General features: G+C 60.3%; 7 protein-coding genes. 2 read left to right on the top strand and 5 right to left on the bottom strand.

All coding sequences use genetic code 11. The features are described from left to right. Positions 1–25: 25 nt before the first annotated feature. The gene (locus BHD07_RS24520; protein ID WP_338283499.1) at positions 26–685 is read right to left on the bottom strand and encodes a dihydrofolate reductase family protein; all 660 of its coding nucleotides are present in this window, start codon (positions 683–685) and stop codon (positions 26–28) included. A gap of 115 nt (positions 686–800) precedes the next feature. After that, the gene (locus tag BHD07_RS24525) at positions 801–2,210 is read right to left on the bottom strand and encodes an adenylate/guanylate cyclase domain-containing protein (protein WP_275597747.1); all 1,410 of its coding nucleotides are present in this window, start codon (positions 2,208–2,210) and stop codon (positions 801–803) included. 187 nt (positions 2,211–2,397) lie between these two features. Here BHD07_RS24525 and BHD07_RS24530 point away from each other — a divergent pair, with 187 nt between their 5' ends. Both BHD07_RS24530 and BHD07_RS24535 read left to right on the top strand, forming a co-directional pair. Beyond that, on the top strand, positions 2,398–4,011 hold the full coding sequence (locus BHD07_RS24530) for an SMc04171 family calcium-binding repeat protein (protein WP_338283500.1): 1,614 nt from the start codon (positions 2,398–2,400) through the stop codon (positions 4,009–4,011). A 103-nt stretch (positions 4,012–4,114) separates the two neighbouring features. Then, complete coding sequence (locus BHD07_RS24535; RefSeq protein WP_100673774.1) at positions 4,115–4,948, top strand: response regulator; 834 nt, start codon at positions 4,115–4,117, stop codon at positions 4,946–4,948. 63 nt (positions 4,949–5,011) lie between these two features. Here the strand turns inward: BHD07_RS24535 and BHD07_RS24540 are convergent, their stop codons facing one another. From BHD07_RS24540 to BHD07_RS24550, 3 genes are all read right to left on the bottom strand, one after another. Next, positions 5,012–10,144, bottom strand: coding sequence for a beta strand repeat-containing protein (locus BHD07_RS24540; RefSeq protein WP_338283501.1), 5,133 nt, complete (start codon positions 10,142–10,144; stop codon positions 5,012–5,014). A gap of 212 nt (positions 10,145–10,356) precedes the next feature. Beyond that, entirely contained in the window at positions 10,357–11,118 is a 762-nt protein-coding gene (locus BHD07_RS24545) for an outer membrane protein (RefSeq protein ID WP_018095290.1), read from the bottom strand. Between the two features lie 408 nt (positions 11,119–11,526). Beyond that, complete coding sequence (locus BHD07_RS24550; RefSeq protein WP_003530649.1) at positions 11,527–12,531, bottom strand: GlxA family transcriptional regulator; 1,005 nt, start codon at positions 12,529–12,531, stop codon at positions 11,527–11,529. Positions 12,532–12,774 lie beyond the last annotated feature (243 nt).

The raw sequence follows: 12,774 nt of genomic DNA on the forward strand, positions 1-12,774 counted from the left end.
GACGGCACTATACACAGGCAGAAGGTCAGCTCAGCTTTCTTCGCCGCTCCAGCTCCGCTTCGGTCGGCTGGTCGAACTCGAACGAACCTGGCACGACAGGACCGCTGCGGACGTATTGGTTGACGGTGACGCCCGTCCCCGAGACTTTTGAACCCACGAGTTTCAACGCCATCGGCATGGCGCCGTGACCGAAGAGCCGCTTGCCCTTTCGGAGCACGACCGGAAAGTACGAGATGTACATCTCGTCTATCAAATCATTGCTGAACAGGGTCTGCAGGAAATCGGTCGAACCCTGGGTCAACAGATCGGGGCCTTCCTCGCTCTTGAGTTTCTTGAGCGTGGCTACCGGGTCGGACCCGAGAGTACGGCTATTTTGCCAGTCGAGCCTCAGATCGGGGTTGCGTGTAGCGACATATTTGGTGATCCGGTCAAAGAGCGGACCGATCGGATCGTCAGGGCCGGCATAGGGCCAGTGTGCGGCGAAGATGTCGTAGGTCTTCCGACCAAGCAGAAGATCGAACGGCCTGGAAAACATCTCGTCCACCGCTTGTCCCATGGTTTCGTCGAAATAGGGAGCGGCCCAGCCGCCATGGTCGAAGCCGCCGACCGGGTCTTCGTGCGGTCCGCCCGGCGCCTGCATGATTCCGTCAAGGTTTACGAATGCGCCAACGATGATCTTTCTCATTCCGGCTCTCCTCGTTCGTGGTGTTACCGAAGCTAGGACGCTGGACGAAGGCCGATACCGACAGAAACGCCACAAGCTGCAAGAATTTCTTTGAGAACTTTAGCGCAGGAGCGGCTCACGGGATCGCGAAAATGCTGATCTCGTTGGCGATCCCTCTTAGTGCCACGTTGTGCGCCACCGGGCTTAGGCCCCGATCAGAGAGCACACTGGATGCTCGAGGATCCTCGAGGACGGAGCCGGTCGCGAAGATCTCACGCGAGGTGGCGAGATGCTGGACGCGCGAGGCGATGTTGACGGTCTGACCGAAATAGTCCTGCCGGTCGTTGAGATTGACCGCGATGCATGGCCCCTCATGGATGCCGATCTTGAGGAGCAGGTCCTCGCTGCCGCGCTCTTCGTTGAGTCTGCGCATTGCCTCGCGCATCCGCATTGCCGCGGTGATAGCCCGGTCGGGCGCTGGAAAAGTTGCCATAACCGCATCACCGATCGTCTTGACGACGGCGCCGGTCTCGGCCGCGACGATTTCGTTCAAGACGTTGAAATGCGTTTTCACCAGGTCGAAGGCCGCGAGGTCGCCAACGCGCTCGTAGAGTTCCGTCGAGCCGCGCAGGTCGGTGAAGAGGAAAGTAAGGCTGGTGATTTTCAGCCGTTGGTCCACATCGAGCGTGTCGGTGCGGTAGATGTCGCGGAATGTCTGGTTGGAGAGCAGGCGCTTGGCGGTGAGAAACGGCCGACGGCGGCCGAGCAGGGCATGCAGCGCTTCGCCTGCCACGCAGATCGAGGGCAGGGTACGAACTTCGGCGTGGTTCTCCACCGAAACGCGCAAGGGGCCGGGCGGCAAGCTCAGCGTCTCGTGATGGCGGTGCGAGCGATCGAAGACGAGCCCGAGATTCCTCCTTTCCCTTGTCGGTTCGCCGCTCACATCCAGGAATTGCGCAGCATGCGTCACCGGCTCGAAGACGATAACGAACTCCGCGGGAAGCTGCAGCGAGATCACGGCTTTCTCGCCAGGCGGCAGTTCCAGCGCCTCGAGCAGGAATTCATCGACCTTTGCTTCGTAATCCTCTTCCGGCAGGTCGATGCCGGAACCCCAGTAGATCTGGCGGAAATATTCGGCCGGCGGCAATTCATGCGGCGTATGTGCCCCTATGTGGCGCACGCGCGGACTGATCGTGAAGGTGACTTCGACCATCTCGTCGAGCGTCGGCTCGTAACCGGCGGCACACAGCGCGCAGGTATATTCCGTACTCTGCACCGTCTTCAGGGACGTGTTGGCATCGAGTACACCGCCGCAACCCGGACAGAGCACGTTCCAGGAAAGCTCGAAAATTCCCAGGCGCGAGGCATGCAGAAAGCCTGCGATCGTCTCTTCCTCGTCGAGTCCCTCGCGCGCTGCGAATGCGAGCGCATTGACGCGGCAAAGCTTGTGATCGGGAGCATCCAGAACGAGCCGCTCGAATGCATCGGCGACCTCCGTCCTTGCCGAATGGCGCAGCACATCGAAGAGGGTTTGGGCCTCGCTCATGAACACATCTTATACGGAAATCGGCGGGCGGTCAGTCCACATTTCGGTTTGGGTACAAAGTAATTTTATATTTGAAGTAATGTGATCTATATTTATAGATCGAAAAAATATTTTTGGCTGCGTCTCGATTTATACTTTGAAATTTAATATTAATGGCGTGCTTCGCAATTCATGGGGGAAGAGCGACATGACCACAGTCGTGGGGACGGCCGGAGACGATACGCTATCCGGAACCGGGGAGAAGGATCGCATCTGGGGTCTAACCGGCGCCGATGAGATCGAAGCTGGCGGCGGCGATGACCTCGTCGACGGCGGGGCGGGAAACGACCGTCTGACAAGCAGGAGCGGGTATGACCGACTCGACGGCGGCGAGGGAGATGATCTCATCAGCCTGATCGGGACCGGCGGCGCGGTTACAGGCGGTGCCGGCGTCGATACGCTGGTGGTCGACCTGTCGAGCGTCAGCTCGGACGTCCGGTTCAGCGGCGAGCACGGGCACGGCATCATCGGCTACAACACGGCGAACTGGGAACACATCTTCTTCAATCGCATCGAGCGGCTGGTGCTGACGACAGGCAGCGGCAACGACCGGATCTTCGGCGCCGCCACCGACGACATCATCTCGACCGGCGCCGGGAACGACGTCGTGGGCCCATATGGCATCGACGGCGACGACGGCACCAGCATGTTCGGCGACGACACGATCGACACAGGCAGCGGCGGCGACATCATCAACGACACTGTTGGCGCGAACCGGATCTTTGCCGGCGACCACAACGACATCATCATCACCACGCTTTCCTCCGCGGTGATCGACGGCGGGAGCGGCTGGGATAAACTATCCATCTTCGATGAAGGGCGAACCGACGACGTCACCGTCGATTTCGGACAGGGGTTTGCCTCGACGGGCACGCGGATCGGCGGGATCGAGGTTGCCAGCGTGGATCTCGGCGGCGGCAGTGATACGCTGATTGCCGGAAATCTGTCTTCGCTCAGCGCCCATATGGGCGAGGGCGACAATTATGTCGCCGGCAGCAGCGGCAGGGACTATGTCGCCTCCGGAAGCGGCGACGATGCCCTTTATGGGGGCGCTGGCGATGACATCCTGATCAGTGCCGGCGGAAACGACGTGCTCGTCGGCGGCGATGGGAACGATGACATCTACGACGGCGGAACGAGTTTCGGCGACGGAGAGACATATATCGACGGCGGCGCCGGCGACGACCTTATCCAGGTGGTTGCGCCATCAGGCTTTATCGATGGCGGGACCGGCAGCGATACGTTGCGCGTCGTCGATCCCCTGCCGGGCACGAATTTCGACGCTTCGACCGGCATGCTGGGTACGTCGCTGATCTTCACAGGTATCGAGAGGTTCGAGCTGTCCGGCGGCTCGGGGAACGATACCATCCGCACGCTTGGAGGCAACGACCAGCTCGCCGGCAACGCCGGCAGCGACCGTCTGGACGGCGGCGCCGGAAGCGACGTGCTTTGGGGGGGCGCGGGTGACGATGTCATGACCGGCGGAGCAGGCGCAGATACCTTCCTTTGGTCGTCTGATACGTTTTCGTTCTCAGGTGTGGATCGTATCACGGATTTCGATGCGGACGGAGGCGACCTGCTGCGCTTTTCCGGATATGCACCCGACACGACGCGCATCGAGAGCTTCGCCGACCTGGTTGCCGCCGCGACGGAAACCGAAGACGGGCTCTACATCGCCTTCAACGGGTCCGATACATTCGGTCTGTTGCTGGACAAGGTCGCACTTGCCGACCTTTCGGCGGATGATGTCGTCTTCGTTTGAGGGATGCCTTCGCCGGACATCGGGATGAGTGCGCCCATTAACACCGGATAAAGCGTTTTGCTCCTAGGGTGCCTCCGGGGACACTCTTTTTCATAGGCGATCAATGTCATTCTTCGGCATTTCCGGAATGTACTTTTCCGGCGAATCCCTCGGCGAACACCGCATCGTGCTTGCCGAGGACTCCAACCTCTTTGCCTCGATGGTCTCGAAGCGGCTGAAGGAGCTTTTCGATATCGACGTGATCGTCTGTCGCGACTACGAGGACTTGCAGTTCGCGGTCGAAAACGCTTCCTTCGCGCCATCTCTGGCGATTTCCAATATCAACCTTCCAGGCGCCGAGAACGGCGAAGCGCTCACCTACCTGATCGAGATGAGCGTACCGACGATCGTCTTCACCGGCTCGTTTCAGGAGAGCACGCGCGAGGCGATCCTCGCCAAGGACATTGTCGATTATGTCATCAAGGACAGCGTCTTTGCTGTCGATATGCTGGCAGAATCCGTCTGCCGATTCCTGACGAACCAGCAGCACCACGTGTTGATCGTCGACGATAGTGCGACGGCCCGGGCCGTGTTGACGACGCAGTTGAAGCGCTACAATTTCAGAACGAGCTCGGCGGACAGCGGCTCTGCGGCGCTGGAAATCCTGAAGAGCAATCCGGACATCGCCCTCGTCATAACCGACTACAATATGCCCGATATCGACGGTTTCGAACTTACGCGGCGAATCCGCGCCGCCCACGGCCCGCATCAGCTAAGGATCATCGGTGTGTCGTCGTCGACGGACCGGCTGCTTTCCGCCCGTTTCCTCAAAGCCGGCGGCAACGATTTTATCGTCCGTCCCTTCGTCAACGAGGAGTTCTACTGCCGCGTCAATCAGAACCTCGATACCCTCACCAAGGTGAGAACGTTGAACGCGAGGACCAAGATTCCGGCCTGAAGGGCGATTGCCATTCGGGCGACCGGCGCCGATTGAGGTCGGAATTTGCCGTGCCGGACTGGGTTACAACAGAAAATCTCCCGTCGCGAGGCTCTTCAACCCGGAAAGCTCGATCTGAAAATCAGCGCGGCCGTCGCCGTTGACATCACCATAGATGATCGTCTGGTCGTCGAGGGTGCCCGCCGGATTGAACGTCTTGTAGATGAGCTCGCCCGCGTGACGGGAGAATTCGCCGGTGCCTCGCCACGTGAAGGCCTGATTGCCGGCCGCACCGGTGTTCGCATCGATGGCCGATAGATCGAGTCGATCGAAGCCGTTCGCGAAATCTGTCACGGTGTCGCGATGTCCGGCACCAGAGGCCGGCCCATATGCAACATTGTTCACATAGCCGGAGAAACCGGGCGCCGAGTCGTTGGTAGATTTGAAAACGAAGATATCGTTCCCCGCTCCTCCCGTCAGCAGATCGGCTCCTGCGCCGCCAATGATCGTATCGTTGCCGGCTGCGCCATTGATGACATCGTTGCCCGCTCCTACGTCAAAGGTCTCGTTCGCGGCGGTGCCGGTGAGGCGGTCGGCGCCGGCCGAGCCGATATACCGCTCAATGGCGTCGGTGACGGACACCCTGATCGTCTTGGTTGCTTCTAGTCCTGTTCCGACAGACGGGTCGTCAAGCCCGATGGTCACGTCGAGGTATGGGTTTGTCTCGAAATCGAGCCGTGCTCCTGCCTTCAACCAGAGGACGTTGCCGCGGATTTCGAACAGCGACGCATCCGCGCCGCTCAAAGTCAGCAGATTGGTCCCCTGAGTGTCGTCGGCGATCACAAGAGTAGCAACCTTCTGGGCCGTTCCCGTCGAGGCATCTTCGGCAATGCGGGTGAGGTGCTGTGTGAGCGTAAGGCTAGGAGCGTCGTTGACGGGGTTGACGGTGAAATTGAATGTCGCAGGCGTCGGCGCGGAGTTGTCCTCGTTGCCGTCTTCGACGACGACCCGGAAGGAGGCGGCGGTGGTCTCCGAGCCGTTGTGGCGGAAGGAGACGAGGCCGGCTGCGAGTTGCGCCGCCGTAAAGCTCGCGGCCACTGACCCGTTGACGAGGACAGAGCCATTGACGGCGTTCGAGATGTTGAAGCTAACACCCGCTGCGGTGTCGTCCGGATCGGAATAGCCGAGATCGGCCGTCGTGAGCTTATAGGTTCCGCCCTCTGCGACCGCCGCTCTCAGATCGCCGCTGCGTATGGGAGCGTCGTTGACGGGGTTGACGGTGAAATTGAATGTCGCAGGGGTTGGCGCGGAGTTGTCCTCATTGCCGTCTTCGACGACGACCCGGAAGGAGGCGGCGGTGGTCTCCGAGCCATTGTGGCGGAAGGAGACGAGGCCGGCTGCGAGTTGCGCCGCCGTAAAGCTCGCGGCCACTGACCCGTTGACGAGGACAGCGCCATTGACGGCGTTCGAGACGTTGAAGCCAACACCCGCTGCGGTGTCATCCGGATCGGAATAGCCGAGATCGGCCGTCGTGAGCTTATAGGTTCCGCCCTCTGCGACCGCCGCTCTCAGATCGCCGGTGCGTATGGGAGCGTCGTTGACGGGGTTGACGGTGAAATTGAATGTCGCAGGGGTTGGCGCGGAGTTGTCCTCGTTGCCGTCTTCTACGACGACCCGGAAGGAGGCGGCAGTGGTCTCCGAGCCATTGTGGCGGAAGGAGACGAGGCCGGCTGCGAGTTGCGCCGCCGTAAAGCTCGCGGCCACTGACCCGTTGACGAGGACAGCGCCATTGACGGCGTTCGAGACGTTGAAGCCAACACCCGCCGCGGTGTCGTCCGGATCGGAATAGCCGAGATCGGCCGTCGTGAGCTTATAGGTTCCGCCCTCTGCGACCGTCGCTCTCAGATCGCCGGTGAGCGCGGGAGCGTCATTGACGATGCCGTCGACGAGGATGGAGCTGGTCGGCGCTATATTGTTCAAGGTAAGCAGAGCGCTGTTGCCGGCGCTGTCGCTTATAGTCGCCCCATTGAGCGTGAGGGGGCCGAGCGTGATGCCGGTCCAATCTGCCTGGTTATCGGCAACCGTCAGTCGGAATGCCAGAGGGGTGCTGCCGCTTCCTGCAATATATTCGGCATAGGCTGTCCCGCCCATATCGAGCATAACCGCAAGTCGCGGAACGCCGTTGGTGGTGTCCACGGTCACCGCCTCATGGAAGTTGATCGCGAAGTCCAGACTGTCGCCGAATTTGTATGTGCCGGCTGCAGGCACTCCTACGCTGGTGACCGTCGGCCCAACGCCGTCCACGACGATGTTGTTCTGCGCGGCGATCGAGTTGGCGCCGCCCGGCGTCGGCAGTGTCAGATCGGCGCCGACATTGGTGGCGCTTCTGATCGCTCCGCCGTTCGCCGCTAGCGCGGAGATGCCCGCATAATCCAGATCCGGAGCCAGATCGCCCGCCTGAACCGTGTAGCTGAAGGACAGCGTATTCGATCCGGAACCCGAGATATACGCGGCAAGCCGATCGGTGGCGCCGGTTTCCAACAGCAATGTCGGCGTTCCGCCGATGGTGTCGACGTTGACCGCCCCGTCGAAGGTTACGGTCAGTGTGATCGTATCTCCTGCCTTGTAGACTCCGTCCGGTGCGGCAGCGTCGACGCTTAAGACCTTCGGAGCCGGCGACACGACGGCGATGGTGATCGTATCGCTATCGCTTTGCGCACCGCCCGAACCGGAATGCCCCTGATCATTGGTTGTGATCTTTAGTGAGGCGTCGCCCGAATAGCCGGGGCTAGGAGAGAAAACCAGCCCGTTCAGTGCGACGTTGATGTCGCTCAGGGAACCTGCAAAGGTCATGCCCGAATCGGACGTGCCGGTGCCGGCAATAAAGGTCAGACCCGTAGTGCCGCTCAGCGTAAGCTGGCCGTGTTCGGCGGTAAGCGTCACCACGACCGTACCGCTGCCGGCATCGACGTCGGCAATCGAAATTAGATTTCCATCTGCAATGCTGAAGACGAGGGCGCCGTCGGCTAGGACCGATTGCCCGACCGGGACGTGGTTTACGGGTGCATCGTTCACGGCAGTCACTACGAGCGTCGTGGAGGAAGCATCGCTTTTCGCGCCGCCGGACCCCGCGTTGCCGAGGTCGTTGATCTCCGTCGTCAGAACGACGTTGCTGGTCGAGTTGGACACCGGCGTAAATGTGACATTCGAACCGGCGATGAAGGCATTGATGTCGGCGAGGGAGCCGGACATTTCCAGCGATGTGCCCGTGCCGGAAACGGTAACGCCGCCCGCTGATTGCGCCGAGAGCGATCCCGAGGCGACGGTGAAAGTAACTGTAACGGCGCTGGACCCTGCATCCGCATCAGCGAAGGAGATGCCCGTAATTGCCGTCGCGGTGTCCTCAGAAATACTGACCACAGCGGGAGCCGAAACCGTCGGGGCGTCGTTGACCGCCGTTATTTGCAGCGCCGTCGTTTCCGCCGCGGTCTGCGCGCCGCCGCTGCCTGTGTTTCCGCCATCGGTGATGCTCGTCGTGAGGATCACGTTGCCGGTCGCATTCGCGGCCGGCGTGAAAGTCACGTTTGCGGCTGCAATGAATGCGTTGATATCGGCCACCGTGCCGGTGAGCGTGAGGCCCGTCCCCGTTCCGCCTGCGGTGACGCCGCTGCCGCTGACGGCCGAGAGCGATCCCGATGGCACGGAGAAGGTAACGGTCACGGAACTGCCGCCAGCGTCGGCGTCGGAGAATGAAATGCCCGTGACAGCGGCCGCGGTGTCCTCCGTGAGAGCGATTGCGCCGGGCGCGGAAATTTGCGGCGCATCGTTGACGGAGCCGACGTCGATGGTCTTCGTGGCGGGAGCGCTGTCGCTCGTGCCGTCATTGGTGCTGAAACTGATCGTACGAGCCGCAGCCGTGGGTGCCTCGGAGGTGTTCAAATAAGTGACGGTCCGTAACGCTGCCTGCCACTGCGCGACGGTTGCCGTTGCGCCCAGCGACGTAAGGGTCAAAACGCCTGTGAGGGAGCTGTAGGTGGCATCGATGTTCCCGAACGCGGCCGAACTGGTATTCGCGAAGGCCAGAACGTCCTGACCGGAATGAAAATTTCCGGTGATCTGGACGGTCGCCGAGGCGAGCGTACCGTTGTCGAGGTCGGACACTGTTAGTCCGGTGTCGATCGCCACCGGTGCATCTCCCTCAGTAAAGGATCCGGTACCACCGGACGTCGTCGTCACCGGAGCGTCATTGGCTGCGACGACATTCACCGTCGTCGATGTCGTTGTCGAATTGCCGCCTTCGGCGTCGCGGACCGTGACAGAGACGGTCCTTGTGCCGGTGGGCGAGGCGCCCATGTTGGCGTAGGTCAGATTGTGAATAATGGCTTCCACTGCGGCGCCCGAAGCGTTGCCGTTCAAAGCGACTTGCAGGAAGCTGGACCCCGCACCGCCTCCGCTCATTGTTCCGATAGCGGTGCCACCAAAGGTAACGATCGTACCTGAAATTCCGATTTGCCCGGCACCGGTTCCCTGGTTTTGCAGACCTAGGGCATCTTCGCCTGCAACCACTCCGGAAAGCGTGAAGCGTATCTGTCCACCGCTCCAGCCGGTATTGTCAACATCGGTGACGGCAGCCAGACTTGTGGTATCCACAAGTATCGCAGCTTGACTGCCGCTGACATAGTCCTTTGCGTCGGAGGCATCGAAATTGGTAACAACCGGCCGGTGGTTCGCGTCGATGGTTATATTATCGAGCCAAAAGCTCATCGTGCCGGTGGTCGTCGTCTCCGGAATGATGAGATCTTGCAGGCTGAGCGATGTTCCTCTGCTCATAGCGGGAACATTGCCGGCAAAGATCGCCCGATAATAATAGGGCCCGACGCCATCGCCGTGAATATTGTCGTCGTACCAGGTGGTTCCGTCCAGACCGAGCCCCGGCGACGAACCATTCACGACCAAAGGATCGGCGTTCACGCTTATCTGGTAGTCGTAGAAGTCGATCAAAGCTCCGGTTGCGCTGGTGATGGCGATCGAAAATTGTTCGCCGCCATAGGCCGGGTCCTCGGCGAAATTGAAACGGCCGTTGTCGAAATTGGCACTCCAATTTCCTTGCGCGGATATCGTGAAAACGAGCCCGCCGGCGCTAAGGACATTATCGGCCCCGCCGGCCGTTCCGTCGGTGATCTGCCCGGCGGAAAAGTCGATTAATGTTTGCGCCATTGTCTGCACTCCTGCAATATCTGCCGCGATCGCCTAGAGGGACGGCACTGACTCCAAGCCACGGGCGTGTCCGCCCTGTCTTTGTCTACGACGCCGTTTGTGTCACAAGCGTCTTAAGAAAACTCGTAATACATTGATTAAAAAGGTTTTTGTGTTCGCTTACGAAGCGGCCGCCTTGTGTCTTTGCCCCTACCACTCGGCGTCCCGCAAGGTCACATTCGCCAACGGATTCCGACCCGCACCACATCGAAATCGAGATCGTTTTCGTAGCGCGGGAACGCGCCGACCGGTTCGATCGCTGCGCCCGAGGCGGTCACCTTGCCGAAATCGTAATGAAGATATTCGAGCGTTGCCGACCAGTTCTCCGCAAATCGCCACTCAGCCCCAGCACCTGCCACCCAACCGCTCTTTGTTCCTCCGCCGGAAACGTTCATCTGACCGATCGTCGGCCAGTCGCTAAGGTCGTAGGCGCGCACGCCGATATCGGCCACGGCGACACCGCCGGTCACATAAAAGAGCAGGTCGTCGGCGGCAAGTCCGGCACGAAGACGTGCGGTGCCGACCCAGTCGGTGTCGAAGCTTGCATGTGTGTCGTTGACGATTGCGGACGTGCCGGTGCCGGCAAGATTCATAAGGCTGAAATCGACTGCGCCACCGATTACGAGTGTCAGCCCTTCGACATCGAGTTGCCGGTCGCAACCGGCTTCGATCCCGCCGACTACTCCGTGATCATCGCTCTTGATCACCTCGTAGGGCGGACCGACGCTGTTCCAGGAGGTTCCGTCCGTCGCGAATGGCCCCTGGGTGAACGGCTTATCGGTTGCTTCGGCATCGGCGCGGCCATAGCCCGCATTTGCTCCCAGATAACAGCCCGACCAGTTTCGGGAGGAAGTCAGTTCGTCGGCGAAGGTCGCGTGAGCGCTTGTTACCGTCAGCGCGATGGCGAAGGCCACGGGCGAGGCGAGACCGGACATATTATCTCTCGTGATATATGATAAACAACTTATAGATGATTGTGCTGATGGAATTCTCGTTATGCGACCATAAGTAAGACGGCGGCCCAAAGAAAGTGGGCGCTTTGCACAATCATTAATTTTTTGTGAGAGGGGGCCGTTTATCCGGAGAAAATGGTGCTCCGGCCCAATTGAAAGCGGCGAAAAGCGAAATCCTTCACTGCTGCGCGGCGGCGCGGCCGGAGAGCGAAGCCCGCCGTTTCCCTGTTTCAATGAAACAGGGAAACGTTCTAACAGTTTGGAATCACACACTTCCACACGGAAGAGCGTTACACCCTTTCCGGAAGTGCTCTAAAGCAATCGGCCCGTACGAACGAATCAGGGTTTCGACCAACCCGGCAAGGTCCCAGAGGGTCGAATAGACGCGATCTACCGTGCCATTTGCAGCGTCAGCTTGCGCTCGGCGCGTTCCTGCTGCGGCGAGCGGTTGTAAAGCTCGCGGTAACACTTCGAGAAATGCGAAGCGGAAACGAAGCCGCAGGCGACGGCGACTTCCACAACCGGCATGGACGACTGGATAAGCAGGTGCCGGGCGCGGTCGAGGCGGATTTCCAGATAATAGCGGGCAGGCGATCTGCCCATCTCCTGGCGGAAAAGCCGTTCTATCTGACGGCGAGACAGGTCCGCGCTTTCTGCGATCTCCAGTAGCGACAGCGGCTCGGAGAGGTTGCTCTCCATCAATTCGATGATTGACAGGACCTTTGCGTTCTGGACGCCGAGACGCGCTCTCAGCGGCAGCCGCTGGCGGTCGTGCGGCCCGCGCACCCGATCCGTCAGCGCCTGTTCGCATACGCGGTTGACGAGGTTCTCGCCGAAATCCTGATCGATCAGGTTCAGCATCATGTCGAGTGAGGCGGTGCCGCCGGCGCACGTATAGATGTTGCCGTCGATCTCGTAGAGGTCCGCATATACATCGGCCTGGGGGAAGCTCTCGGAGAAGCCCGGCAGGTTTTCCCAATGGATCGCGCAGCGCTTGCCCGTGAGCAGGCCCGCCGAGGCGAGCACATGGGCGCCGGTACAGAGACTGCCGACGGCGATGCCGCGATTATAGGCTTCGCGCAGCCATGCATTCACCGACTTGTTCTGGAAGTCCTCGACATAGACGCCCGAACAGACCAGCACCATCGATGGGCGGCTTTCTCCGCCGAGATACTTGCGTTCGTCGGCGAGCGAGGTGTTGACTTCGAGCGCAATGCCCGCCGACGAATAGACCTTTTGCCCGTCGGTCGAGGCGAGACGCCACGTATAGGCTTCATAACCGAGCATCCGGTTCGCGATGCGAAGTGTCTCGATCGCCGCCGAAAAGGGCAGCATCGAAAAGTTTGGCACCAGAAAGAAGACGAGCGAGCGCTTCTTCGTCAGCGGTTTGTGCATAGAACCTCCCAGGCTAAAGCACGTTGCAGAGATAGAATTCATGCGACGCACTTCAGGTCGTCGCTTCCGTGCATGTCGTCAGCCCCAAACCGCTGCGCACTTTTGGGCGACATGCATTAAGGCTCGTATATTCGTCGCTTGGAATATGCACTTCAGCTTGCCGAATTGCGACATTGGCATGGAAAGCCGCGACTGGGAAGAAATTTCGCATTGCGACATCCATCGGCCCGGGCCTCTCGCGGG

The sequence above is a fragment of the Sinorhizobium sp. KGO-5 genome (assembly GCF_036245905.1).
Classification (GTDB): Bacteria; Pseudomonadota; Alphaproteobacteria; order Rhizobiales; family Rhizobiaceae; genus Sinorhizobium; species Sinorhizobium meliloti_A.